Origin of the sequence: Rhodococcus sp. MEB032, assembly GCF_030208925.1 — a bacterium.
Classification (GTDB): domain Bacteria; phylum Actinomycetota; class Actinomycetes; order Mycobacteriales; family Mycobacteriaceae; genus Rhodococcus_F; species Rhodococcus_F qingshengii.
Window position 1 is genome coordinate 169365 of record NZ_JARVSY010000003.1, and the last position, 26280, is coordinate 195644.

22 protein-coding genes are annotated in these 26280 nt (G+C 63.5%); 14 read left to right on the forward strand and 8 right to left on the reverse strand.

Annotated features, from left to right (window positions below; genetic code table 11):
- Positions 1-41 precede the first annotated feature (41 nt).
- Positions 42-1427, reverse strand: a complete 1386-nt coding sequence (locus QRN54_RS05350; RefSeq protein WP_003942193.1) for a DUF349 domain-containing protein — start codon at positions 1425-1427, stop codon at positions 42-44.
- 139 nt (positions 1428-1566) lie between these two features.
- Here QRN54_RS05350 and QRN54_RS05355 point away from each other — a divergent pair, with 139 nt between their 5' ends.
- The 7 genes from QRN54_RS05355 to QRN54_RS05385 all read left to right on the forward strand — a co-directional run bounded on the left by QRN54_RS05355 (position 1567) and on the right by QRN54_RS05385 (position 8841).
- Positions 1567-2328, forward strand: coding sequence for a class III extradiol dioxygenase subunit B-like domain-containing protein (locus tag QRN54_RS05355; RefSeq protein ID WP_054188530.1), 762 nt, complete (start codon positions 1567-1569; stop codon positions 2326-2328).
- Positions 2316-3251 (forward strand): tRNA (adenosine(37)-N6)-dimethylallyltransferase MiaA, encoded by a 936-nt coding sequence (gene miaA, locus QRN54_RS05360; RefSeq protein ID WP_007735177.1) that lies wholly within the window; start codon positions 2316-2318, stop codon positions 3249-3251. Before QRN54_RS05355 ends, miaA begins: the two co-directional genes overlap by 13 nt.
- Positions 3252-3335: 84 nt before the next feature.
- A complete protein-coding gene (locus QRN54_RS05365; RefSeq protein ID WP_083057319.1) occupies positions 3336-4007 on the forward strand; it encodes a class F sortase in 672 nt (223 codons plus the stop codon).
- A 32-nt stretch (positions 4008-4039) separates the two neighbouring features.
- The gene (gene dapF / locus QRN54_RS05370) at positions 4040-4909 is read left to right on the forward strand and encodes a diaminopimelate epimerase (protein WP_166502226.1); all 870 of its coding nucleotides are present in this window, start codon (positions 4040-4042) and stop codon (positions 4907-4909) included.
- 75 nt (positions 4910-4984) lie between these two features.
- Complete coding sequence (gene hflX / locus QRN54_RS05375) at positions 4985-6460, forward strand: GTPase HflX (RefSeq protein ID WP_285181709.1); 1476 nt, start codon at positions 4985-4987, stop codon at positions 6458-6460.
- Between the two features lie 10 nt (positions 6461-6470).
- Positions 6471-7460 carry a hypothetical protein gene (locus tag QRN54_RS05380; RefSeq protein WP_223304446.1) on the forward strand — a complete coding sequence of 330 codons (990 nt, stop codon included), beginning with the start codon at positions 6471-6473 and terminating at the stop codon, positions 7458-7460.
- A 55-nt stretch (positions 7461-7515) separates the two neighbouring features.
- Entirely contained in the window at positions 7516-8841 is a 1326-nt protein-coding gene (locus QRN54_RS05385) for an alpha/beta hydrolase (RefSeq protein ID WP_285181711.1), read from the forward strand.
- Positions 8842-8880: 39 nt separating this feature from the next.
- Here the strand turns inward: QRN54_RS05385 and QRN54_RS05390 are convergent, their stop codons facing one another.
- The 4 genes from QRN54_RS05390 to QRN54_RS05405 all read right to left on the reverse strand — a co-directional run bounded on the left by QRN54_RS05390 (position 8881) and on the right by QRN54_RS05405 (position 13083).
- Positions 8881-9138, reverse strand: a complete 258-nt coding sequence (locus QRN54_RS05390; protein WP_003942144.1) for an HPr family phosphocarrier protein — start codon at positions 9136-9138, stop codon at positions 8881-8883.
- Positions 9139-9235: 97 nt separating this feature from the next.
- Positions 9236-11305, reverse strand: a complete 2070-nt coding sequence (locus QRN54_RS05395) for a PTS fructose transporter subunit IIABC (RefSeq protein WP_050655799.1) — start codon at positions 11303-11305, stop codon at positions 9236-9238.
- Positions 11306-11323: 18 nt separating this feature from the next.
- Complete coding sequence (locus tag QRN54_RS05400) at positions 11324-12319, reverse strand: 1-phosphofructokinase family hexose kinase (RefSeq protein ID WP_042450660.1); 996 nt, start codon at positions 12317-12319, stop codon at positions 11324-11326.
- Positions 12316-13083 carry a DeoR/GlpR family DNA-binding transcription regulator gene (locus QRN54_RS05405; protein ID WP_003942134.1) on the reverse strand — a complete coding sequence of 256 codons (768 nt, stop codon included), beginning with the start codon at positions 13081-13083 and terminating at the stop codon, positions 12316-12318. The genes QRN54_RS05400 and QRN54_RS05405 overlap by 4 nt, the downstream gene beginning before the upstream one ends.
- A 191-nt stretch (positions 13084-13274) precedes the next feature.
- Here QRN54_RS05405 and QRN54_RS05410 point away from each other — a divergent pair, with 191 nt between their 5' ends.
- From QRN54_RS05410 to QRN54_RS05420, 3 genes are all read left to right on the forward strand, one after another.
- Entirely contained in the window at positions 13275-14948 is a 1674-nt protein-coding gene (locus tag QRN54_RS05410) for a putative PEP-binding protein (protein ID WP_064688803.1), read from the forward strand.
- A 75-nt stretch (positions 14949-15023) separates the two neighbouring features.
- Positions 15024-16304 carry a uracil-xanthine permease family protein gene (locus QRN54_RS05415; RefSeq protein ID WP_020907537.1) on the forward strand — a complete coding sequence of 427 codons (1281 nt, stop codon included), beginning with the start codon at positions 15024-15026 and terminating at the stop codon, positions 16302-16304.
- Positions 16305-16493: 189 nt separating this feature from the next.
- Positions 16494-17636 carry an acyl-CoA dehydrogenase family protein gene (locus QRN54_RS05420; protein WP_007735194.1) on the forward strand — a complete coding sequence of 381 codons (1143 nt, stop codon included), beginning with the start codon at positions 16494-16496 and terminating at the stop codon, positions 17634-17636.
- 92 nt (positions 17637-17728) lie between these two features.
- Here QRN54_RS05420 and lexA read toward each other — a convergent pair whose 3' ends face one another.
- Positions 17729-18457 carry a transcriptional repressor LexA gene (lexA, locus tag QRN54_RS05425; protein WP_007735195.1) on the reverse strand — a complete coding sequence of 243 codons (729 nt, stop codon included), beginning with the start codon at positions 18455-18457 and terminating at the stop codon, positions 17729-17731.
- Between the two features lie 263 nt (positions 18458-18720).
- Between lexA and QRN54_RS05430 the strand changes: the two genes are divergently transcribed.
- Positions 18721-19434, forward strand: coding sequence for a LysM peptidoglycan-binding domain-containing protein (locus tag QRN54_RS05430; RefSeq protein WP_003942242.1), 714 nt, complete (start codon positions 18721-18723; stop codon positions 19432-19434).
- 194 nt (positions 19435-19628) lie between these two features.
- Positions 19629-20126 carry a transcriptional regulator NrdR gene (nrdR, locus tag QRN54_RS05435; RefSeq protein WP_030535543.1) on the forward strand — a complete coding sequence of 166 codons (498 nt, stop codon included), beginning with the start codon at positions 19629-19631 and terminating at the stop codon, positions 20124-20126.
- Positions 20127-20412: 286 nt separating this feature from the next.
- On the opposite strand, the gene hrpA is transcribed toward nrdR, so the two are convergent.
- On the reverse strand, positions 20413-24318 hold the full coding sequence (gene hrpA, locus QRN54_RS05440) for an ATP-dependent RNA helicase HrpA (RefSeq protein ID WP_285181712.1): 3906 nt from the start codon (positions 24316-24318) through the stop codon (positions 20413-20415).
- 101 nt (positions 24319-24419) lie between these two features.
- Here hrpA and QRN54_RS05445 point away from each other — a divergent pair, with 101 nt between their 5' ends.
- The gene (locus QRN54_RS05445; RefSeq protein ID WP_003942129.1) at positions 24420-25049 is read left to right on the forward strand and encodes a Pr6Pr family membrane protein; all 630 of its coding nucleotides are present in this window, start codon (positions 24420-24422) and stop codon (positions 25047-25049) included.
- Here QRN54_RS05445 and QRN54_RS05450 read toward each other — a convergent pair.
- Positions 25020-25337 (reverse strand): DUF2322 family protein, encoded by a 318-nt coding sequence (locus QRN54_RS05450; RefSeq protein WP_209448641.1) that lies wholly within the window; start codon positions 25335-25337, stop codon positions 25020-25022. The genes QRN54_RS05445 and QRN54_RS05450 overlap by 30 nt on opposite strands.
- Before the next feature lie 132 nt (positions 25338-25469).
- Between QRN54_RS05450 and QRN54_RS05455 the strand changes: the two genes are divergently transcribed.
- Positions 25470-26280, forward strand: an 811-nt coding sequence (locus tag QRN54_RS05455) for an aminotransferase family protein (RefSeq protein WP_285181713.1), incomplete at its 3' end; no start/stop codon positions are given.

A 26280-nucleotide genomic window follows, 5' to 3' on the forward strand; every position in this document is an offset into this window, starting at 1 on the left:
AGTCAGCCGGCGTTTTTGTTGTCTTTACAGCTCGTCGTCGATTACTCGTTGACGGCGCTTTCGGCAGCTTCGGCCCACTCACGCCACTGCTTGGCCTGAGCGAGAGCCTTCTCGGCGTCCTTCGTCTTGCCGGCAGCCTGAGCCTTGGCGGCCTGCTCCTCGAACTGGCTCACCCGCTCCTTGAACTGCGCGACCCGGGCAAGTGCTTCCGGATCGGTGCGACGCCACTCGGCGTCGACCGCGTCGCGCACCTTGGTTTCGATGGCCCGGAGCTTCGCTTCGAGTTCCTGCATTCGGTCGCGCGGCACCTTGCCGATCGCGTCCCACTTCTCCTGCAGGTCGCGAAGCGCTGCACGAGCATTCTCGAGTCCGTGCGCCGGGTCGATGTTCGCGTTCGCAGCGAGCAGCTCTTCCTTCGCGACTGCGTTCTGCTCGAATTCGGCGTCGCGCTCGGATGCAGCAGCGTTGCGCGCGGCGAAGAACACGTCCTGAGCGCCCTTGAAGCGCTTCCACAGGTTGTCGTCGGCCTCGCGCGGTGCGCGGCCGGCAGCCTTCCACTCGCTGAGCAGATCGCGGAATTCCCCGGCGGTCTGTCCCCATTCAGTGGAGGTCGACAGCTTCTCGGCGCGCTCGACCAGTTCTTCCTTCGTCGAACGGGCGCTCGCACGATCCCGGTCGAGTTCGGCGAAGTGCGCTCCACGTCGTCGGTTGAAGGACTCGCGAGCCTTGGAGTACCGCTTCCACAGCGCGTCGTCGACCTTGCGGTCGATTCCGCGAATCGTCTTCCACTCGTCGAGAATCTCGCGCAGTCGATCACCCGCGGTCTTCCACTGGGTCGACTCCGAGCCGATCTGCTCGGCCTCGACTGCGAGGGCTTCCTTGCGGGCGGTGCTTGCCGCGCGCGACTGTTCCTTCTCTTCCTTCGCGTGCGCTGCGGCCTCGTCGGAACCGGCAACGATCACGTCGAGTCGGCGAGCCAAAGCGTCGAGGTCACCGATCACTGCAGCGGTCGAGAGGGATTCGGACAGAGCGATGGCGGCAGCCTTGGTCTTCTTGGCGTCTCCGGCGCCCGACGTCAGTCGCGCCTCGAGTAGCGAGACCTCGGTCGCGAGGTCGTCGTAGCGACGACCGAAATGGGCGAGGCCCTCGGTGGCGTCGCCGGCCTGCCACGAACCGATCTGACGTTCACCGTCAGCGGTCTTCACCCAGGCGGTTCCGTCTTCCTCGACGCGTCCGAACTTGCTCGGGTCGCTGGCCGGTGCGGCGGTGACGGCATGCGAGGCTGCTGGTCCGGGGCGAGGTGCTCCGGGGCGGGGCGCACCGGGGCGTGGTCCACCAGGTTTGGGAGCGCCGGGTTTGGGTGCTGCCGGGCTCGGGCTGGCCGAACTGCTGTCGGCGCCGGTGGTGGGTTCACTGTTCTCGGTCATCGGTCCTCGTCTCTGCCGCGCGTCACGGCTGCCTGATCGCATTCCTGGTTCCATTGAACCCGGTACTCACGTTCTCCGACTATTGAATCAGGTAAGAGGGTGTGAGGTCGCCACCTCGGGGTCGACTAGCGTGGCAACTGTGTTGACTTCCGCTGTTCTCGTCCCCTCGGCGCCGTTACTCGTGCCGGAATTGTCCGGTGATTCGGCCGAGTCCGCTCAGGTGCGTGCTGCAGCGACAACCGCCGTGAGCCGGCTCGCTCACGAGGCGGTGCACTGGGTGGGCGTCGGTGTCGGCCCCGAGAATGCAGAACCCGAGAAAGCAGCAGGCGAACTCTGGCGATCGGGCGTCGGACGTGGGCAGATCGGTACGTTCGCTGGATTCGGCGCCGATGTCCGGACGTCACTGGACGCGGATGCGGCAGGCGAACCGGTGCCATCTCTCGAACTGTGCGCCCTTGTTGCCGGCTGGTTGCGTGGCCGAACAGACGTGGAGATAACCGTCGACATGCACGTCGTCAGTGCAAAGGCGTCGGCGAATGAATGTCGTGAATTCGGGCAGCAGCTGCGCAAGCAACTCGACAGCGACAACCGACCGCAAGGGCTTCTGATCGTTGCTGACGGTGCGTCCACGCTGACGGCAAAGGCGCCAGGAAGCTTCGACGAGCGCGCCGCGGGTGTGCAGTCGGCCATCGACGACGCCCTGACGGCCGGGGACCCGGAGGCGCTGCTTGCTCTCGATCCGCGGCTCTGCCGCAGTGTCGGAGCCCAGGGGCGCGCGGCGTGGCAGGTCCTGGCCGGTGTCTTTACGTGCTCGTCTCGGTCGGCCCATCCTCGCGCGACGGTCGACTACAGCGATGCGCCGTTCGGCGTCGGTTACCACGTCGGGACGTGGCGGCCGTGAACGTCCCTGAAGAACTTCGCCCGATCGCAGTTGTCGGTCCGACAGCGTCGGGAAAGTCCGATCTCGCGTTGGCACTGGCCGAGGAATTCGGCGGTGAAATCATCAACATCGACGCGATGCAGCTCTATCGCGGCATGGATATCGGGACCGCCAAACTGACACCGGCCGAGCGCCGTGGGATTCCGCATCACCTGCTCGACGTTCTCGATGTGAAGGAGACCGCCACCGTCGCGCGTTATCAAAGCGACGCGATCGCGATCGCCGAGGATCTGATCGCGGCGGGCAAGGTTCCGGTGATCGTCGGCGGATCCATGATGTACGTCCAGTCTTTGCTCGACGAATGGTCCTTTCCGGCAACCGATCCCGAGGTTCGTGCGAAGTGGGAGGCGGTGCTCGCCGAAGGAGGGGTCGGTGCGGTGCATACGGCGCTTGTTGCTGCTGATCCGGTAGCAGCGGCGTCGATACTGCCGACGGACGGTCGGCGGATGGTTCGGGCGCTCGAGGTCGTCGAGCTGACAGGTCTGCCGTTCGCGGCCTCGGCGCCGCAGATCGGTGACCCTCGATGGGGAACCCGCATTCTCGGCGTGGATCGGGATACGGAAGAACTCGACGCCCGGATTCGGTTGCGAACAGAGCTGATGTTTTCAGACGGACTTGTCGACGAAGTTGCCGTGCTCGTCGAGCAAGGATTGCGTGATGGCGTCACCGCGCCGCGAGCCATCGGCTACGCACAGGTGCTCGCACATTTCGACGGTGAATACGATCTGGCCGAAGCACTCGAACGGACGTTCATCGGGACACGGCGCTATGTTCGCCGACAACGATCATGGTTCCGTCGTGACGCACGCGTGCACTGGCTCGACGGTGCCGATCCGGAGCTGCCCAACTCCGCCTTCGCGGCGCTCGCAGATCGCGGTCTGTAACACGATCGAGCGGATCAGCTATCTTACAGTTAGCTATTTCGCGATCGATCGGTTTCGCGAGCGATGAACTGGAGGTCAACGAGCATGGCGCAGACCGCGGCGCACGCGCATCCGAAACGTCGACGCGCGGGTCGGCTACCGCTGGTTCTTCTGCTCGTCACATTTCTCACGGTCGGCGGGATACTGATCTACTTTGCGGTGAGTGCGGCCGGGAAGCCCATCAGCGCACCTGTTCCCGAAGCGCCCTTCGATGTGGGAGCCCCAACCGATCCAGGGGCGAGTTGGGCGCCTGCGCCAACGGATCTGCCGCCGAACACGCTCGCGATTCCCGATCTGGATGTGCGAGCCGACATCGTGACCAGTGGGTTCGGCGCCAACCGCGGAATGATCCTTCCGCATCCTGACAAGGTTTCGCATTTCACCAACGGCGTGCAGTTCGGATCTTCGGAGGGTACCAATCTTGTTGCCGGCCACGTCGACGACGGTGACCGCACGCACGGCGCCTTGTGGGCGCTGCACCAGATGAAGCCTGGAACACCGATCTATGTCAGTGACGACACCGGAACGATGTTCACCTATCACGCAGCGAGCCTGAAGTTGTACGAAAAGGTGGCTTTGCCTGCGGAGTTCTTCTCCGAATCCGGTGCGCCCAGGCTTGTCCTGGTGACCTGCGGCGGCGCAACCGTGCCCGACCCCTCGTTGCCGTCTGGATTCACGTACGAACAGAACGTCGTGGTCACCGCGTCACCTGCGTAAGTCGCTCGGTAGGTCCGGATAGGATGGCGACCATGGATTTCAGTAAGGGCCACGGCACGCAGAACGACTTCGTTGTTCTCCCTGACCTCGACGTTCGGATCGATCTCGAGCCGGCGCGAGTTTCAGCGGTGTGTGATCGTCAGCGTGGCCTCGGCGCCGACGGCATCCTCCGTGTCGCCCGGGCAGGCGCACTTGCGGACGCGGGCGTGCTCGGTGCGCTGCCCGACGGCGTCGCTGCCGAAGACTGGTTCATGGACTACCGCAACAGCGACGGCTCCATCGCCGAGATGTGCGGAAACGGCGTTCGCGTATTCGCCCACTATCTCAAGGCCTCGGGCTTGGAGAGCAAGGACGAGTTCGTGGTCGGCAGCCGCGCCGGAGCGCGTCCGGTCGTGGTGCACGGCTACGACGCCACACATGGTGACGTGACTGTGGCGATGGGCCCGATCAAGGACCTCGGCACCAGTTCGGCAACAATCGACGGCCGCGTCTTCGCCGGCGTCGGCATCGACGTCGGTAATCCGCATTTGGCGTGTGTCGACGAGCACGTGACGCCAGAAGTGTTGAGTTCGCTCGATTTGAGTGTTTCTCCGGGCTTCGATCCCGGGTTCTTCCCGCACGGGGTCAACATCGAGATCGTGACGCCGATCCACGACGGTGGGGTCCACATGCGCGTTCACGAGCGTGGTGTGGGCGAGACTCGTTCCTGCGGAACCGGAACGGTCGCAGCGGCGGCCGCGGCGCTGAGGTACGACGGCCGCGATGAAGGCTCGGTACTGGTGCGCGTGCTCGGTGGCGAGGTGCAGGTCACCGTCGAAGGCGGCAAAGGGTCGTTGCGGGGGCCCTCGGTTCTGGTGGCGAACGGGACGATCAGCGATGCCTGGTGGCAATCGCTCGTGTGATATCGCCCGCGGGAAATACGCCTGCAGGAAATACGGATGCACCGTGGCCAGGTTTCGTGGGACCATGGATCTTGTATGACGAACACACATGAAAACGAAGAGTCCACCGCTCACGAGCAGTCCGAGTACGCGCAAGCCGAATACACGGCAGCGTCCGCATCGGGCAACCCGTCGACCGGTGAGATGCAACTCGCAGATCGCGGCGCCCTGCGCCGCGTGGCCGGTCTGTCGACCGAGCTCGAGGACGTCACCGAAGTCGAGTACCGCCAGCTTCGACTCGAAAGAGTTGTCCTGGTCGGCGTCTGGACGCAGGGAACTGCCGAGCAGGCCGAGGCGAGCATGACCGAGTTGGCCGCACTTGCCGAGACGGCCGGCTCCGAGGTCCTCGAAGGACTGGTTCAGCGTCGCGACAAACCCGACGCTGCCACCTACATCGGTTCCGGCAAGGCGCAGGAACTGCGCGAAGTAGTCCTGGCGACCGGCGCCGACACCGTCGTCTGCGACGGTGAGCTGACGCCGGCGCAGCTCACGGCGCTGGAGAAGATCGTCAAGGTCAAGGTCATCGACCGGACAGCTCTCATTCTCGACATCTTTGCTCAGCACGCCACTTCGCGTGAGGGTAAGGCGCAGGTCGCTTTTGCTCAGATGGAGTACATGCTCCCGCGTCTGCGTGGTTGGGGCGAGTCGATGTCGCGCCAGGCCGGTGGCCGTGCCGGCAGTAACGGCGGTGTGGGTCTGCGTGGTCCCGGTGAAACGAAAATCGAGACGGACCGCCGCCGTATTCGTGAGCGCATGGCAAAACTACGCCGCGAGATCAAGGGCATGAAGGCCGCTCGCGACACCAAGCGCACACGTCGACTGCAGAGCGACATCCCGTCGATCGCCATCGTCGGATACACCAACGCGGGCAAGTCGAGTCTGCTCAATTCGCTCACCGGATCGGGTGTGCTCGTGGAGAACGCGTTGTTCGCCACCTTGGACCCGACCACTCGCCGCGCAGCACTCGACGACGGCCGCGAGTACGTACTCACCGACACGGTCGGCTTCGTGCGACACTTGCCGACTCAGTTGGTCGAGGCATTCCGCTCGACTCTCGAGGAAGTAACCGACGCGGATCTGCTGCTGCACGTCGTCGACGGTTCGGATCCGTTGCCGACAGAACAGATCAAGGCTGTTCGGGAAGTCGTCACCGATGTTCTGCGCGAGACGGATTCGAAGGCTCCGCCGGAGTTGATCGTGGTCAACAAGATCGACGCGGCAGATCCGGTTACGTTGACGCAACTACGTGGTCTGTTGCCTGGTGCCGTGTTCGTCTCGGCGCGGACGGGTGAGGGAATCGCCGAACTAAGAGCACATCTCAGCGAGGTGCTGGTTCGGCCGGAGGTCGAGGTCTACGTGCTGGTGCCGTACACGCGCGGTGACTTGATGGCTCGAATCCACTCGGACGGAACGATTTTGGAATCGACTCACGAAGAGGCGGGAACGCGGGTGCACGCACGCGTGCCACAGATGTTGGCCTCGGCATTGGTCGAGTACGCACCTAGTGCGTAGTTTCGGGGCCGTGGTCGCGGTGATTGCTGCGACTACGGCAACCGCACTGCTTCCCGGAGCGCTCGCACAGGCGTCGTCGTTCGAACCGAGCGAGTTCGCCCCACTCTGTACGCCTACCGATCCTGCGCTCCAGGAGTTGTCGGGGATGGTCGTCGTCGACGATCGGATCTACGCGATGGGTGACGGCGGCAGTGACGACTTCGTATTCGAAATGGACCTGAACTGTGTTGTCCAGAAACAGATTCCGGTCCCGATAGATCCTTACGACGTCGAAGATCTTGCGGTGAGTGGGCGAACGCTCGTTCTGTCGGACACCGGTGACAACCTCCGGACCCGCGAAACAGTGGCGTTCATCACGATGGACCTCGATTCCGGTGACGGTACGTTGCACCGCCTCACGTACCCGGACGGTGCGCACGACACCGAGTCGATACTGCTCGACCCCGACGGCCACGTTTTTGTCGTGACCAAGGAATTGTTCGGCGAAAGCAGTGTCTACACACCGGTCGGGGATCAGAAACTGAGTGACTTGGCGCAGCCCGGCCCGACGCCGCTCGAGCGCGTCGGAGCCGTGTCCCTCGGACCGGAGAAGCCCGTGTCGGTGATGTTCACCGGGGGAGCGGTGTCGTCGGACGGTTCGGCGATCGCACTCCGGAGTTACTCCGACCTGTACCTGTACGAAGTCGTGGACGGCGGAATCGGCGCGACGCTCACCGGTACCGAACCGCTGCGGATCCCGCTCCCGAAGGAGCCTCAGGGTGAGGCGGTGGCATTCAACGAGGCGGGCGATGTTCTGATCGGTTCGGAATCTGCCGGCGGAGCGTTGCCTCCGGTGTACGTGATGCGAGCGCTCGTGGACGCGACAGAAGCGACGGCTGACTCGTCTGCCGGTTCGGTCGGTGTCGGGGTCGATCCGTGGACATTCGTGTGGGCCGGGTTGGTCGCGGCAGGATGTGCGATCGGGGGCGCGGCATTCGTGAGATTTCGACGACGCCGCTGATTCCCGATAATTCCACGAATTCGCAGACCGACGGTAGATGTGGATACTGGAACGAATGCACGGGCATCAACTCCTGACGCGGCTCTCGCGTATGTCACTCGAGCACGGACACATCACCGCAGCGCTGCTCGTGGGTTCCGTCATCGTCGGCGTCGGCACCTTGCTTCTGCTTCGGTGGTTGCCGCGTCGGGCCGCGTTGGTCGCGCTAGGTCTGTCAGTGCTCGGATCAGCCACCGGTGCGACGTTCGTGTGGCTCAGCTTTCGGCCGCTGCCCGCGCAGCTACCGGCGTCGAATTTTGTCTGGATAGCGCTGGCGATGTTCGGAGTCATCGGCGCCGCACTCGTTCTCCTTCGGCGCCCAGGGCTTGCGCGTGGCCTTTCGGTGACGGCATTCGCCGGGCTGGCCGCGATCGTCGCAGTGGGTCAGGTCAACGCGCAGACCGGCACCTATCCCACGCTCGGCTCACTGGTCGGGCACTGGCCGGTCGGGTCGGTCGAGAACGTTGCCTTCGATTCGCTCCCCGGGGCCGAACCTTGGGTACAACGGGGACTGCCCACCGAAACTCATTGGCAGGTTCCGGTGCGGATGCCGAGCAACGGTGTCGTGACGGAAGCGGCGATTCCAGGAAACGTTTCGGGATTCGACGCGAGGCCTGCGACGCTGTATCTCCCGCCGGCCTATCTTGCCGATCCGCGTGCCGAGTTGCCCGTACTGGTGTTGGTGGCGGGTGAGCCCGGCAGCCCCAGCGACTGGCTGGACAGTGGCCGGCTCGCGACCACCGTCGACGCCTATGCGTCGAGGCATTCCGGGCTTGCTCCCGTCGTGGTGGTGCCCGACGCGTTGGGGGACTACGACGCCAACCCCGGCTGCATGGATTCTGCGCTCGGCAACGTCGCGACGTATCTGGACCAGGACGTCCCGAACTGGATCGAATCGAACCTTCAAGTGAATCCGGACGCTGCGCAATGGGCTATCGGTGGGTTCTCCTACGGCGGGACATGCGCGATCGAGATGGCCGTGAACTTCCCGGACCGATACCCGTCGTTCCTGGACTTCTCCGGCCAGGACGAACCGTCGACCGGTGACCACGAGGACACTGTGGCTGCCATGTTCGACGGCGACGAAGACGCTTTCGACGCGGTCAACGCCCGAGACCTGATGGCGCAGAATCGGTATCCGCAGTTGTCTGGTGTATTTGTCGCGGGTGAGGACGACGACATCTACCGCCCTCAGCAGGAGATCATGTTCGAGGCTGCACGCGCCGCCGACATGAACGTGGACTACTACACCCTTCCCGGCGGGCACTCGGGTGATGTGTGGGGCACTGCTCTGGAACTCGAAATGGACTGGCTGGGCCGGACACTCGCACTGACTCCGTGAGAGTGTCCGGCCCGCTACACAGCACCGACTGACATCGGGTCAGGCGTCGAGATCAGCGGCTACCAGCTCGGCGACCTTGGCGAGTGCGTCGGCGTCGTCGGACTCGATGGTTACTTCGGTGTCCTTGGCGGCTCCGAGCGTCATGATCATCAGTGCCGAACCTGCATCCACGGGTTCGCCGTCGGCGACTGCGAGGGTGACCGTGGCGCCGGAGGCTCCGACTGCTTCGGCGATGAGAGCGGCGGGGCGGGCGTGGAGGCCGACTGCGGAACCGACGGCAACTGTCTTGCTGGGCATGGGATCTCCTCGTTGTAGAACTGTCGTTGCGGACGTTATGGGGTGTTCGGGCAGATCTGGTGACTCAGGTGGTGACTGCAGTGTTGCCTGCTGTCGATCATGCCGCAGCGGGCACGATTTCGGGGTCGAGTTCGGCATCGGACGGCCCCTTGCGGAAGAACTCCTTGGCTCCGACGACGGCGAGCGCAGCTACCACGGTTCCCGCGGCGAGCGAGACCAGGAACCAGCCGATTCCGCCGACTGCGAAGAAGACGAAGATCCCGCCGTGCGGGGCGCTGAGAGTGACGTCGAAAGCCATGATCAGCGCGCCGGTGACCGCGCCGCCCGCCATCATCGAGGGGATCACGCGAAGCGGGTCGGCAGCGGCGAACGGAATCGCGCCCTCGGAGATGAATGCCGAACCCAGCAACCAGGCAGCCTTTCCGTTCTCCCGTTCGGCTTCGCTGAAGAGCTTGGGACGCAGCACCGTCGAGGCAAGTGCCATGGCAAGCGGCGGAACCATACCGGCAGCCATCACAGCCGCCATGATGCGCAAAGTGGCCGGGTCGTTGACGTTGAGTCCGGCGACGGCGAAGGCGTAAGCCGCCTTGTTGACCGGTCCACCGAGGTCGAAGCACATCATCAGGCCGAGAATGATGCCGAGGAAGATGGCCGAGCTGCCGGACAGTCCGTTGAGCCAGTCGGTGAGACCGGAGGTGATCGCGGCGAGCGGACGCCCGAGGACGATGAACATCAGTGCTCCGACGACCAGCGTCGCGAACAGCGGAATGATCACCACCGGCATCAGGCCTCGCAGCCACTGCGGGACGGCGATCCGGCCGATGTAGAGCGCGACGACACCGGCGATGAGACCACCGACCAAGCCGCCGATGAAACCGGCACCGACGAACACGGCGACCGCGCCGGCTGTGAAGCCGGGAGCGATGCCAGGCCGGTCGGCGATGGCGAAGGCGATGTAGCCGGCCAAGGCGGGCACCAGGAAGCTGAATGCCAAGGAACCGATCTGGAACAGCACTGCGCCGAGATAGGTGGCCAGACCACCGTCGGGAAGGTTGGTGATCGAGTTGTTGAGAACGATGTCCTTGGCCGGACCGGAGATCTCGTATCCGCCGAGCAGGAAGCCGAGTGCGATCAGCAGACCGCCGGCCGCGACGAACGGGATCATGTAGCTGACACCGGTCAAGAGGACCTGACGGAGGTGGGTGCCGAACCCTACGGAACCGGCATCGGAATCCGCGGCCGCTGCCGCGGTGCCGTCAACGGTGGCGGCGGCGGGATTCTCGGAGGCGCGCAACGCTTCTGCGAGCATCTTGTCCGGCTCGTTGATTGCCCGCTTCACACCGGAAGCGACGACGGGCTTACCGGCGAATCGTTCGCGGCCCTTCACGCCGACGTCGGTGGCGAAGATGACCGCGGCGGCTCCGGCGATCACCGAAGGGTCAAGGGGGGTGCTTCCGCTCGAACCTTGGGTTTCGACGTGCACCTTGACGCCGGCGCGTTCACCCGCGGCGACGAGTGAGTCCGCCGCCATGTAGGTGTGAGCGATTCCGGTCGGGCAGGCGGTGACCGCGACGATGTGACGCTCCGCGGGCGCTGGTGCCGGGGTCTCCTCGGTAGCGTGTTTCCCGGTGGAAACAGGTGCCGGGGGTGTCGCTGCCGCGGCCTTTGCTGCAGGATCCTTCGGCGCGGGATTTAGTACCTCGTCGACCAGTCTCACGATCTCGTCCGGCGTCGACGCTTCACGAAGTGACGTGACGAACGCGGGCCTGACGAGTGCTCGGGCCAAGGAGGAGAGCAGCTTCATGTGCTCGGCCCCGGCGCCTTCGGGTGCCGCGATCAGGAAGACCAGATCGGCGGGGCCGTCGGGTGCACCGAAGTCGACCTTCGGATCGAGTCGAGCAAACCCCAGGGACGCGGACGAGACAGCCTCGGCGCGGCAGTGGGGAATTGCGATTCCGCCGGGCAGTCCGGTCGCGGACTGCGCTTCGCGAGCGAGTGCGGCATCGACCAATCCCGCGGCGTCGCTCGCCCGTCCCGCTGCAGTCAATCGCGCTGCGAGAGAACGAATGACATCTTCCTTGGTCGAACCCAGGTCGGTGTCGAGTGAGATCAGTTCGGGACTGATGATCTCCGGGCCGGAACTGCCGGCTGCGGTGGTATCGGACATGTCAGGTTCCTTAGGGCGTCAGGCGAGTTCGGTGGGGACGGGGATGGGAGAGGCGGCATCTGCTGCAGATACCGAAACCGCTGCCAGATCGATCTGTTCGGGTGTGGGAAGGGTTGTGCCGGGAAGGGAGGCAGCGGCGCTTCCGTAGGCGACCGCGTGACGTAGCCGCTCGGATTCCGAGCCGCCGCCCGCTTCGGCGAGGATGTAGCCGGCCAGCGACGAATCGCCTGCGCCGACGGTACTGACTGCGACAATCGGGGGAGCGGTGGCGATCCACGCGCCGTCGGCCGTGACGAGGACGGCACCGGCTGCGCCGAGCGTGGCGAGCACGCTGCCGACGCCGCGATCGACCAATCGCTGCGCCGCCGTGATTGCAGGCCCGGGATCACCGTTCTCGGCAGCACGTTCGAGGACGTGGCCGTCGACGCCGGTCAGTTGCGCGAGTTCCTCGCCGTTGGGTTTGAGCAGATCAGGTGCCGAGCCGGGGAAGCCTTCGGCGAGTGCCGTCAGCGGGGCGTCCGAGGTGTCGACCGCCACCTTGCACGGGTGATCGCGCAGCGCGGCGACCAGTTCGCCGTACCACCCCAGCGGAACGCCGGGAGGCAGTGAGCCGGACAGCGCGAACCACAGTGCGGTATCGGCGCGGGCGATCAACTCCTGTGCCAGGGCGTCGAGTGTCGAACCGGACAGCGTTGCGCCCGGTTCGTTGATCTTCGTCGTGGTCCCGTCCGGTTCCGCGATGGTGATGTTGGTGCGAGCCGGACCCGTTGTGGCGACGCCGATGTGGGGAATCCCACCGGTTGCGAGCGCCGAGAGCAGAGGGTCACCACCGTTTCCCGGCAGCACCGCGAGCACGTCGAGGTCGGCTGCGGCGAGAACACGCGCCACGTTGACCCCCTTGCCGCCGGGGTCGCTGCGAGTGGAGTGGGCGCGTAGGACGGAGCCTCGTTCGAGCCGTTGCTCGAGTTGTACGGTCCGATCGATACTCGGGTTGGCTGTCAGTGTGACGATCATGCGATCACCACCTCGATTCCGTGGTCGTGGAACTCGGATGTGTCTGTGGGACTGATCTCTTCGTCGGTGATGAGGACGTCGATGCTGTCGAGTGGTGCGAAGCTGATCAAGTGCTCGCGGCCGACTTTGCTGGAATCGGCCACCACGACAACGTGATTGGCGGCCTTGACCATCGCTCGTTTGACGGCGGCCTCTTCGCTGTCCGGGGTGGAGAGGCCGTGCCCGACGCTGATCGCGTTGGTTCCGACGAAGGCGACGTCGACCCGTAACGTGCTCAGCAGGCGCAGAGCGTCCTCGCCGACCGCGGCTTGCGTCACCCCGCGTACTCGTCCGCCGAGCAGGATCAGGGAAATCGAGTTCATCGATGCCAGTCGTGCGCCGATCGGCACGGAATTGGTCACGGCCGTGAAGTCGTTCTCGGTCGGTAGTTCGGGGATCATGCGGCCCGTAGTCGTGCCCGCGTCGAAGATGACGCTGCCGCCGGTAGGAGGGAGATAGGTGACCGCGCAGCGGGCGATCCGGTCCTTCTGTTGCGCGCGGGTCTGATCGCGTTCCGCCATGCCCGGTTCGGTCACGTGGAGGGATCCGGTCGGAACGGCGCCGCCGTGTACACGCCTGATCTGTCCGATCCGCTCGAGGAAGGCCAGATCGCGACGCACGGTCTCGGTGGTCACACCGAAGGTCTCCGACAGCGCCGCCACGGACATGCGTCCGCGCTGCGACACCATGGTGCCGATCGCTTGTTGGCGTTCTTCCGCGTACACGTGCTCTCCGATTCCGAAATGTGATCCGACGGTGCGTTGTGGATCACAGTGAATGTTGCTTTATGTTGTTTTACGCCCGAGTGTGTTGACATGTCAAGACTTGGGAGTAATCTTCGTCACAACGAAGGTGAGGGCTTTACGCGCTCGAGGTGATCCGGTGTGGCACCGGGCCCATCGCTCAAGGAGGACAGATGACCGAACAGCTCAACCGAATCACCGTGCACGGCACCCCCGTCGTGCCCGGAATTGCCTACGGCCCGGCTATCTGGCCGTCCAGCCGACCAGAACTCGTCACCGATGCGCCCGCACTCGACGAGGCCGATCGAGAGGCCGCTGCAGACGCCTTCGTCGCAGCAGCGAAGGCTGTCGAGAACCGCCTTCTCGGACGGGCTGCCGAAGCCACAGGCGCGGCCGCCGAGGTCTTGCAGGCCAACGCGGCGATGGCAGCCGATCGCGGCTGGATCGGGGCGGCAAAGAAGTCGATCGCCGGCGGAGTGCCCCCGGTGCAGGCTGCGATCGCGGCGACGGAGCAGTTCGTGGTGCTGTTCACCAAGGTCGGCGGTGTGATGGCCGAGCGCGTCACCGATCTCGAGGACATCCGCGACCGCGTGATCGCCGAACTCTCCGGATTGCCCGAACCCGGAGTTCCGATGCCCGAGACGCCGTCGGTGCTGTGCGCGGACGATCTGGCTCCTGCGGACACCGCGGGCCTCGATGCAACCAAGATCATCGGACTCGTGACCATCTTCGGCGGCCCGACCAGCCACACGGCAATCATCGCGAGGCAGTTGGGCATCCCGTGCATCGTGGCTGCGAAGGAATTGGAATCCATCGCGGCCGGAACACCGATTCTGATCGACGGAACCACCGGCGACGTGATCGCGGAGCCGGATCCCGAACAGGCGCGCGAACTGGTCGAACAATCCCGGATCGATCGCGAACGCGTCAGCACGTGGACCGGACCAGGCCGGACGTCGGACGGTCGGCCGGTAGACGTTCTCGCCAATGTTCAAGACGGCGCGGGCGCTCGCGCCGCGGCGTTGACCGCAGCGGGAGGCATCGGGCTCTTCCGGACCGAACTCTGCTTCCTCGGCCGTGAGACCGAACCGACCGTTGACGAGCAGGCGGCGATCTACGCCGAAGTTCTCGAGGCCTTCTCAGGCAAGAAGGTCATTATTCGCACGTTGGACGCGGGTTCGGACAAGCCGCTCAAATTCGCCAACCATCAAGAGGAAGCTAATCCGGCCCTCGGCGTTCGCGGGGTGCGAATCGCCTGGCAGGACATGGGGATTCTCGACCGCCAGCTGGACGCGATCGCCGCAGCTGCGGCGTCGACGAACTCGTCGCCGTGGGTGATGGCACCGATGATCGCCACCCCGGCCGAGGCGAAACGTTTTGCCGATGCGGTGCGGGCACGCGATCTCGTTCCCGGTGTGATGGTGGAGATCCCGGCGGCGGCGCTGTTGGCCGACCAGATTCTCGAACACGTCGAATTCCTCTCGATCGGTACCAACGACCTCGCTCAGTACACGATGGCCGCTGATCGGATGTCCTCCGAACTCGCCGACCTGACCGATCCGTGGCAGCCCGCGGTGCTCGCCCTTGTCGCACGTACGGCCCAGGCCGGTCAGGCGGCAGGCAAGCGCGTCGGCGTCTGCGGTGAGGCGGCCGCCGATCCACTGTTGGCGTGTGTTCTGGCCGGACTCGGAGTTTCCTCGCTGTCGTGCGCTGCGGCGTCGGTCGCGGGTGTGGGAGCGAAGGTCGGGTCAGTCACCATGGCGCAATGTGAGGCGGCTGCGGCGGCGGTGCTGGCAACCGGTGATCCGGTGGCAGCGCGCAAAGCGGCGGCCGACGCAATCAGCTGAACTGGTTTCGTTGGTCTCGGTCGGAGACCGAGCGCCTGACCTCTAGTATTTCGACCTGTGATCGAACGAGAAACAATGACCGGGGCCGGCGGAATCGGCTGGACTGTCCACGGAGACGGCAAGCGGATCGCCGACGGAGCCGTCGTGGCGCCGGACGAACGACTGAGTTGGCCGCGCACCATCGGAATCGGGATGCAACACGTCATCGCGATGTTCGGAGCGACACTGCTCGTTCCGACCATCACCGGCTTCCCCGTCACGACGACGCTGTTGTTCTCGGGTATCGGCACCGCGCTGTTCCTGCTCATCACCCGGGGCCGGATCCCGAGCTATCTCGGTTCGTCCTTCGCGTTCATCGCCCCGCTGACAGCGTCGGCAGGATCGGGCCCGGCCGCGCAGCTCGGTGCCGTCATGGCCGTCGGCATCGTGTTGATGTTGATCGGCGTCGCCGTACGTCTGATCGGCAGCCGGGTCATCGACGCCGTCATGCCGCCGGTAGTGACAGGCGCCGTCGTCGCGCTGATCGGTCTCAACCTCGCTCCGACGGCGGTCGGTTCCTTCGAATCGCAGCCGCTGATCGCCACGGTCACGCTCGTTTCGATCCTGCTGGTCACGGTCGTCGGTCCCGGGCTGCTCGGCCGGTTGGGCATTCTGGTCGGCGTAGTGATCGGCTGGGTCTTCGCCGCGGTCATCGGTGGTCTCGACAGTGAACGAGTGTCCGCTCTGCGCGAAGCCGACTGGTTCGGGCTGCCGAGTCTGCACGGACCGTCGTTCGACTGGTCGGTGATCGTGCTCGCGCTGCCCGTGGTGATCGTTCTGGTCGCCGAAAACGTCGGACACGTCAAGGCGGTGTCCGCCATGACGGGAAAGTCCCTCGATGACCTGGCCGGCAATGCGCTGTTTGCAGACGGTCTCGCCACGACCTTGGCGGGCGCCGGCGGCGGATCCGGAACCACCACGTATGCCGAGAACATCGGGGTCATGGCAGCGACGCGTGTGTACTCGACCGCGGCGTACTGGGTAGCGGCCGCCACCGCCGTGATCCTGGCATTTTCGCCCAAATTCGGTGCACTGGTCTTCACGGTTCCGAACGGCGTCATCGGCGGTGCGACGATGGTTCTCTACGGACTCATCGGCATTCTCGGTGTGCGCATCTGGATGGAAGCGAAGGTGGACTTCACCGATCCGGTCAACCTGACCGTCGCCGCTGCCGCACTGGTTGCCGGCATCGGGAACCTGACGCTGACCATTGGTTCGGTCGAGCTGGGCGGCATCGCTTGGGGGTCGATCGGCATCCTGGTCGCCTACCCGATCATGCGATACCTCGCCAAATTCCGTACTTCGAGTAACAGATAACCGCTACAGTCACGAATCGTGATCGTTCGGGTCATCGACGGGTATCGCAACAGGTTCTACCGTCGGAGGCAGTGACGTGGGCCCGCGAACTTCGGCGTGCCCAGTCTCAGCGAAAACATCCCGACCGGGTACATCGTCCCCACCGGGTACATCACTGAAGTGCCGTATATCGAATTGCAAGGAGTCGGCGTGGAGCGCACCCTGTTCGAACCGGAACATGAACTCTTCCGGGAGTCGTACCAGAAGTTCTTGGCACAGCACGTGGCACCGAACCACGAGAAGTGGGAAGAGCAGAACATCGTCGATCGTGACGTCTGGGTCGAGGCCGGAAAGCAGGGATTCCTGGGAACCGCGGTACCTGAGGAATTCGGCGGCGGCGGTGTCAAGGATTTCCGCTACAACGCGATCATCACCGAGGAAACCACCAAGGGTGGCTTCAGTGGTATCGGCTTCACGCTGCACAACGACGTGGTGGCGCCGTACCTCCTGGAGTTGACCAACGAGGAGCAGAAGCAGCGTTGGCTACCCGGATTCGCGTCGGGTGAGCTGATCTCGGCGATCGCGATGACCGAACCGGGTACCGGTAGCGACCTGCAGGGCATCAAGACGAAAGCAGTTCGCGACGGGGACCACTGGGTACTCAACGGTTCGAAGACCTTCATCACCAACGGAATCAACGCCGACATCATCATCGTTGTCGCGTGCACCGACCCGGACAAGGGTGCTCAGGGCTTCAGCCTCCTCGTGGTCGAGCGGGACATGCCCGGCTTCGAGCGAGGACGCAATCTCGACAAGATCGGCATGAAGGCTCAGGACACCGCCGAACTCAGCTTCACCGACGTACGCGTTCCCGCTGCCAACCTGCTGGGCGAAGAGGGAATGGGCTTCTTCTACTTGATGAAGAACCTTCCCCAGGAACGACTCTCGATCGCCGTCGTTGCTGCCGCCGCAATGGAATCGGTTCTCGAGAGCACGATCCAGTACTGCCGTGACCGCAAGGCATTCGGCAAGTCGATCGGCAGCTTCCAGAACACCCGATTCGTACTGGCCGAATTGGCAACGGAGACCACGGCAGTGCGCATCCTGGTGGACAAGTTCATCGAGCAGCTCAATGCCGAGAAGCTGACCGTGCAGGAAGCTGCGATGGCGAAGTGGTGGACCACCGAAGCTCAGGTCAAGCTCATCGACCGCTGCCTCCAGCTGCACGGAGGCTACGGCTACATGAAGGAATACCCGGTTGCCAAGGCGTATATGGACTCTCGTGTGCAGACCATCTACGGTGGCACAACCGAGATCATGAAGGAGATCATCGGACGTTCGCTGAATCTCTGATTCGGGTGATGGACCGCTGATCGTCACGAAAAGACTCTGGGCCCCGGCTGATGCCGGGGCCCAGAGTTTTGTGATCGAGGGTGCGAGCGAACTCAGATCTTCCGCATGACCGTGACAACCTTGCCCAAGATGACGGCGTTGTTGCCGGGAATCGGCTCGAAGAGGTCGTTGTGCGGCATCAGCCACACCTCCTTCTTCGTACGCTTGAACGTCTTCACGGTGGCTTCGCCGTCGATCATTGCGGCCACGATGTCACCGTTCTCGGCGACGTTCTGCTGACGGACGACAACCCAGTCGCCATCGCAGATCGCTGCATCGATCATCGACTCACCGACAACCTTGAGCATGAAGAGCGAACCTTGGCCGACGAGCTCGCGGGGGAGTGGAAACACATCCTCCACAGCTTCCTCGGCGAGGATCGGTCCGCCGGCAGCGATGCGGCCCAGGATGGGGACGAACGCCGGCTCTGGCAGCGGGTCGGCACTGTTGTACTCGCCGGAATGCTTCGACACCGACGCGATGGCGGTATCGGCCGCAACCTCGTCGAGACCCCGAACATCGACTGCACGAGGGCGATTGGGATCGCGTCGAAGGAAGCCCTTGCGCTCCAACGTTCGCAGTTGATGCGCGACCGACGACGTGGAGGTAAGCCCCACCGCATCCCCGATTTCGCGAATGCTCGGCGGATACCCGCGTTCCGTCACCGAATCGCGGATCACTTCGAGAACGCGCCGCTGACGCTCGGTGAGCGTCTCGCTCGACGGAGACGGAACTGCAGATGCTCCTGCCTCCGCGGCTGTGCTGGAGCGATCGTCCTTCATGGCCTGTTGCCTCCGTGTCTGAAGAAGTCGTGTCTGAAAACTGCCTGCAAAAGTGCCTGCAAAGTGCCTGGTGCAAGTCGCGCAGAAACCTGTCGGTGCCTCCTGCCAACATTCGAGCTGTCGACAAACACGGAGGCTTTCGCAATTCCCGCTGTGTGGTCTGACACGAATCTAGCCGGATTTGCTCGCGGTTTCAAACATCTGTTCGATTCGTGTCGCTCCAAGTAGAGACATTGTCGGCCAGGCGTGGTAGAAATTCGAACATGCGTTCCATCGAACGCATGATCGAACACATCGATCGGTGTCGACCAGCGGAGGTCACGATGGGTAACGCAGCACTGAAAAGCAACAGGGTTTTCGACGACGCGATTGGTTTCGACGCGTTTGGTTTCGACGGTACGTCGGCACTGAAGTACCACCCCTCGTTCTATGGGCCCGATGCAGACGCTGTGTCCTTCGAACGGCGCGGAGCGGCCGAAATGCATGGCGTGGCCAGGGATGTCGACAACGAACCGCAGGCGGCCGTCGTTCGCCGGGTTCCGGCGGTGGGCGCGGTTTCAGGTTCGCGTTCATTGCGCGAATCTCCTCGCCGGTGGGACAGCGAGCACGATTCGTCACGCCCGTACGGAGGAAGTTTCGCGCACCGAAACAGGGTCGGTGTGTCACGGGTCGAACATGAAGTGGCCGCCGAGGATGTCGGTTGGAAGACGGTTTTCCTGGGCGCCGTATTCACCGCATTCGCAGTGTTGGCGTTGGTGGGGATCGGCGCTTTGTCGAGTGGTGACGTAGCTGCGACAAACGGCGCGACCGAAGTGGTTCGCGTTGCCGCGGGTGAATCCCTCAGTGATATTGCTGCCAAGGTTGCACCTGGCCAGGCTGTCGGTTCGGTGATCGAGCAGATCATGGATCTCAATGCGATGTCGAGTTCCGGACTGTCAGTGGGACAAACGCTGATCGTGCCGGCCTCGGGGCGCTGACCTACCCCGTACCAGGCGGGGGCGTACCGAGTGTGAGAGCAGTCCGTTCACAGCGAGTAAGCTGTCCACTTGACAGTCCCACCACCTCGGGTGGTCGCGTTGAGTACGTGGATCTGCTCTGTAAATCGTCGGAGGATTTGCAGTCGGTAGCGAATCTGAGTTGCGGCCATTTCGGCGACAACGAAGGAACCCCGATGCATTGCCCGTTCTGCCGGCACCCTGATTCCCGAGTGGTCGATTCGCGCGAGGCCGACGAGGGCCAGGCGATCAGGCGGCGCCGTTCGTGCCCCGAGTGTGGCCGCCGATTCACCACGGTCGAGACGGCAGTTCTCTCGGTCGTGAAGCGCAGCGGCGTCACGGAGCCTTTCAGCCGAGAAAAGGTTGTCAAAGGTGTGCGTCGCGCATGCCAGGGCCGCCAAGTGGACAACGATTCGCTGAATTTGCTCGCCCAGCAGGTCGAAGATGCCGTTCGAGCTTCGGGTTCTGCCGAAATTCCCAGTAACGAGGTAGGGCTCGCGATCCTCGATCCGCTTCGAAATCTCGACGAAGTCGCCTACCTGCGATTCGCATCGGTGTACAAGTCCTTCAGCTCGGCTGCGGATTTCGAACGTGAGATCACCGACATGCGCGAGCATGCAGAGACCCGTGCCGCCGAGAAGGCTCCCGGCGCCGAGACCGTTTCCGTCGACTGAGGCCTTCGCCTCAGATAACGCTGAGAGCACAGAGCGGTCTTAGGTAACGCTGAGAACACAAAGCGAACAATCGAACAAATCGGGCACGTTATTCGCTTAGTGTCTACCAGGTACGTTCGTCCGCATCTCGGATCTTCACGGAGGCGTTATGAACTTAGTTGCAGTTCTCGGAGTCGTGAACAGCCTGGTAACCCTCGGGTTCGCCAACACTGTTGCCACCTTTGGCGGTTTCCTCACCAACGTCAACATTCAGACAATCTACTGATCGCGCAATTCTCGCCGAACATCAACGCTTGATCGCTTCGATAGCTTTCAGGACTCGCTTTTCGGAAATCGGTGTGGGTGTACCGAGGGACTGCGCAAACAGGCTCACGCGCAGTTCCTCGATCATCCAACTGATCGCGTCGACATCTCGAGCAGTGCGACGCTCTTCGGGAAGTGAACTCAACAACCGGTCGTACGCTGCGTACACCCGGTCGAGGACATCCATAGCCTGCTGATCTCGTTGTGCACTTGCGGGCAGAGCTTCGAGACGGAATTTTGCTGCGGCAAGATACCGCGGTAAATCGCGTAGGCGGGCCGATCCCAGTTCGGCGACAAATCCAGGAAACAGCAGTGAGGTCAGCTGTTCTCGGACGTCGTCGGCTGCCTCGCCGCGCGAGCGGTCCAGCACGACGCTCAGTTGGTGTGCTTGTTCGAGGATCGGAACAATCATGCGCAGGATCGCGGAAACGCGTCCGGCCAGTTCGGAGCGTGCGATCTTCACCAGGGCATCGAACGCTTCAGGCGTGCGTACCGGTCCACCGTGGGCCGCAATCACTTCGTTGGCAGCTGCCACCCGGCAATCTTCGACGAGGGCCTCCAAGCCGCCGTCCGGATTCTGGCCGAGAGCCAGACGCTGAGTGTTCGACAAGCCGGCGGTCACTGCCTTGAGTTGGGTGGGAACGGCCGCGAGGAGAAGCGCCCGCGTACCTTCCCTCATCGCCTGCGCCTGCGCGGCCGGCGTACTCAGGACACGAACGGCAACTCCGCCGTTCTCCGGCACCAGAGCTGGGTAGCCGGTCACCTGCTGTCCGCCGATGGAGCGAGTGATGGTCTGTTCCAATGCGCCCAGGGTTTCGGATGTCCAGACGGTTGCCGCTGCCCGTTCGGTTCCGGTTGCCGCCTTGGCCACTTCCTTCTGCACGCGCGGGGCGAGTGTGCGTCGTAGCTGCGCCAGATCCTTGCCCTTCGCGAGAACCTTGCCCGATTCGTCCTCGACGACAAACGTCATCCGAAGATGGTCGGGCAGCGCGGCGGGATCGAAGTCCTTGGCGTCGATCTGGATCCCGCCCAAGTGCGAGAGTTCGCGGGCCATTGCGGTCATCAACGGCTCGGATCGAGGTTTGACTGCTGCCAACGCTGCGGCGGCATAATCCGGAGCCGGAACGACAGCGCGTCGAATGTTCTTGGGCAACGTCTTGATCAGAGCGGTAACGAGATCGACGCGCATACCGGGGACCAACCAGTCGAAGCCGACCGGCTGAAGTTGCGCGAGCAGGCCGACCGGGATGTGCGCGCTGACGCCGTCGTCGTCTTTTCCCGGCTCGAATTGGTAAGTGAGTGGAAACTGCATGTCGCCTTGGCGCCAGGCGTCCGGGTAATCGCCGCCCAGTACTGCAGCTGCGTCGGAGTTGACCACCGTTTCCGGTGTGAAAGTCAGCAGACTCGGATTCTTGCGCCGCTCGGTCTTCCACCACTGGTCGAAATGCTTGGCGGATACGGCTTCCTGGCCGATACGTTCGTCGTAGAACTCGTAGAGAGTTTCGTCGTCGACGAGGATGTCGCGTCGGCGCGCGCGGTTCTCGAGTTCTTCGACGTTGTCGAGGAGTGCACGGTTTTCGTGGAAGAACTTGTGGTTCGTCTGCCATTCGCCCTGCACGAGCGCATGGCGGATGAAGAGATCGCGAGAGGCCTCGGGATCGATTCGTGAGTACGTCACTGCGCGGCCGGTTACCAGAGGAACTCCGTAGAGAGTGACCCGCTCGTATGCCATCGCCGAGCCGCGCTTGGAGGACCAGTGCGGTTCGGAATAGGTCCGTTTCACCAGGTGCGGGGCGAGCTTTTCAGCCCACTCGGGTTCGATACGCGCGGACATGCGCGCCCACAGCCTCGACGTTTCCACGAGTTCGGCGGCCATGACCCAGCGTGGTGGCTTCTTGAACAGTCCCGATCCGGGGAAGATCGCGAAGTGGCTGCCCCTGGCGCCGAGGTAGTCCCGCTTCTCGCCCTCGCGTAGCCCGATATGCGAGAGCAACCCGGCAAGGAGCGACTGATGGATCGCGTTCTCGCTTGCCGGTGTCTCTCCCACTGTCCAGCCAAGACCGCGGGTGATCTGCCGGAGTTGCCCGTGCAAGTCCTGCCATTCGCGGATGCGGAGCCAGTGCAGGAACTCGTTCCGGCACATCTTGCGAAACTGGTTGGAGGACAGATCGTTACGTTGTTCGCGTAAGTAGTCCCACAGTTTCAGGTAGGCCAGGAAGTCGGAGTTCTCGACGTTGAAGCGGGCGTGCTTTTCGTCGGCGGCTTGCTGGAACTCGGCGGGCCGCTCGCGAACGTCCTGGATGGACAACGCCGCGACGATGACAAGGGTTTCGTGAAGGCAACCGTTGTTCTTGGCTTCCACCAGCATCCGTGCCATCCGCGGATCCACCGGAATCTGGGCCAGCTCGCGGCCGACCGGCGTCAGTTCGGGGTGGCTGGCCTCGGAACCTCGCGCGATGGCGCCGAGTTCCTCGAGGAGTCCGATTCCGTCCTTCACGGCGCGCTGGTCCGGCGGTTCGACGAAGGGGAATGCCGCGATGTCGCCCAGGCCGAGGGCCGTCATCTGCAAGATCACGGATGCGAGGTTGGTTCGCAGGATCTCCGGTTCGGTGAATGCCGGCCGTGACTCGAAGTCCTCCTCGGAATACAGGCGGATGCAGATTCCTTCGGCGACGCGGCCGCAACGCCCGGAACGCTGACGAGCTGACGCCTGCGAAATGGGCTCGATCGGCAACCGCTGAACCTTGGTGCGCACCGAATATCGCGAAATGCGCGCGGTTCCCGGATCGACGACGTACCGAATGCCGGGAACGGTCAGCGAGGTCTCGGCCACGTTGGTGGCAAGGACGACGCGTCGGCCGGTGTGCGGCGAGAACACTTTGTGTTGCTCGGCAGCAGACAGCCGCGCGTACAGCGGGACGATTTCGGTGTTGCGAAGACGCCGATCGCGTAAAGCATCTGCGGTGTCGCGAATCTCGCGTTCGCCGGAGAGGAAGACCAAGATGTCGCCTTCGCCCTCCGCGCTCAGCTCGTCGACCGCCTCGCAGACCGCGTCGACGGGATCGCGGTCGAAGGTGATGTCGCCGGATTCGACGGTCAGTGGCCGGTAACGCATTTCGACAGGGAATGTTCGCCCGGATACCTCGACGATCGGCGCGGGCTTACCGTCGACAGCGAAGTGCTTGGCGAAGCGCTCGGGATCGATGGTCGCCGACGTGATGATGACCTTGAGATCGGGTCGGCGGGGGAGCAGCTGAGCCAGGTAACCGAGGATGAAGTCGATGTTGAGGCTGCGTTCGTGCGCTTCGTCGATGATCAGCGTGTCGTAGCGTCGGAGCATACGGTCGCGCTGAATTTCGGCCAGGAGAATGCCGTCGGTCATGAGCTTGACGTAGGTGCGGTCCGAGACCTGGTCGGTGAACCGCACGGTGTATCCGACGGCGTCGCCGAGTTCGGTGTCGAGTTCTTCGGCGATACGTTCGGCAACGGTGCGTGCTGCCAACCGGCGCGGCTGTGTGTGTCCGATCAGACCGCGGACGCCACGTCCGAGTTCGAGACAGATCTTCGGGATCTGGGTTGTCTTACCCGAGCCGGTCTCGCCGGCGACGATGACAACCTGATTTTCCGAGATCGCGGTCGCGATGTCGTCCTTGCGCTGACTGACGGGCAGAGCTTCCGGATACGAGACTGCGGGAACATTGGCGGAGCGTGCGGCCAACCGCGTGCGGGCCGTTTCGATTTCCTCGGCCAGCGCCACCAAAGCGTCTGGTGTGCGGGCACGGTCGAGTTTGCGACGGAGTCGACTCTCGTCGCGGAGTGAGACCTGCGCCAGCGCGCTCTTCAGGTCACTCCGCTTGGGGGAGAGCGGGGCCGGTGGTGTTGTAGACATGCTGATGACAGCCTATCGAACGCGTTCACAACTACCGCTCGCAGATCGTGCGGATGTGCAAATATCGACCAGTGACGACAAATACCGCAAATGAGTCATCGGTGCCTGTCTTGTCGACGCCGATCGCCGTGCGAGCCCTGAGACTGTTGTTTGCTGTGTTCGGACTTGCCGCTTTGCTGTGGATCCCGATCCGTGACGCGGCTGAGCTGTCTCTGTCGAACTATCTGAGCTACTTCACCATCGAGAGCAACATTCTTGCGGTGATCGTGTTGCTGGTCGGTGCAATTCGAGATCCACAATCGCAGGCGTGGCAGTCGATCCGCGGGGCGGTGACGCTGTACATGGTGATCACCGGGATCATCTACGCCGTGCTCCTGGCCGATATCGACGTCAATTTGAACGATGCCTGGATCAACTCGGCACTGCATCGGATTCTTCCCCTGGTCATGCTTCTCGACTGGGTGTTCTTCGCTTCGAGGCACAGGATCTCCGAAGCCCGCTCACTGCAGTGGCTGCTGTTTCCGGTGATCTACGCGGTGTACACGTTGATTCGAGGGCCGATCGTCGACTGGTATCCGTATCCGTTCATGGATCCTCGCCACCAGGGCTATCTGGCCCTGTTCATCGGATTCGTCGTACTGGGCATCGCGATGGCCCTGATGGCGTTGGCGGTCAATGCCGTCGGACGGCTGGGAGCCGGGTTACGCGGACGGAACGCTGCGAAGTCTTAGGGGATTGCCGGAGGCGAGCACCTGCTCGAGGCGGTCCACGTTCGGGTGCTTACCGGGGTTCGCCCGGGCGTCCTCGGTGTGCTCGGCGAAGATCGTCAATCCTGCCGAGGCGGCTTCGGGTGTCAGCGCGCCGTAGACCTGAGCGAGATGGTTGTACACCTTGACCGAGCCGGACTTTCCGGGCTTGTTCTCCACGGTGTCGATGACGTTTCCGTCGGCGTCGAGTACCTCGATGGCGGCCAGATGATCGATGGCGGGCAGTGCTGCAAGATTGTCGGCAAAAGTCATGGTCGACAGATTACGGGTGCGCCCGTGAAAGCCGGTGCCGGGCGAGCGCCGTCGTGCGCGGATTCCTGGTGTCGATATAGTCGCAGCACATCGTTTGCACACCAGCATCGTTTGTATTCGAAGGGGACAATGATGGCTTCGGCATTGTGGCACGGGTTCGCGGACATGGGCGCTGTGGAGAAGAACGGCGCGTTTGTCGTCTCACGCGGTGAGGGCGCGTACATCTGGGACCGCGAGGGCACTCGGTATCTGGATGCGACGGCGGGCCTGTGGTTCACCAATGTCGGGCACGGGCGCACCGAGATCGCGGATGCGGTAGCGGCTCAGTTGTCGAAGATCGCTCATTTCTCCAACTTCGGTGATTTTGTTCCCGAGACCACGCAGGTGTTGGCCGAGCGGTTGGCGACGATCGCGCCGGTTGCCGGGAGCAAGATCTTCTTCACCTCGGGTGGTTCGGATTCGGTGGACACTGCGGCGAAGCTGGCTCGCCGGTACTGGCACGAGGTGGGGCAGCCGGAGAAGACGATCATCGTCGGACGCCAGAAGGCGTATCACGGAATGCACGTTGCCGGAACAGCTCTCGCTGGTATTCCGGTGAACCGTGAGGGGTACGGCGAGCTGATGGCGGATGCGGCGACCGTCGGCTGGGATGATGCGAAGAGCCTGCTCGAGTTGATCGAGAAGATCGGTGCGAACAAGATCGCTGCGTTCTTCGCGGAGCCGATCATCGGTGCGGGTGGGGTGTATCTGCCGCCGGAGGGGTATCTGGCCGAGGTGCGTGACATCTGCCGTGAGCACGACATTCTGTTTGTCGTCGACGAGGTCGTGACCGGTTTCGGCCGGATCGGTGGTGAGTGGTTCGCGTCCACCCGTTTCGATTTGCAGCCCGACATGATGACCACGGCAAAGGGTTTGACGTCGGGTTACGTTCCGATGGGTGCGG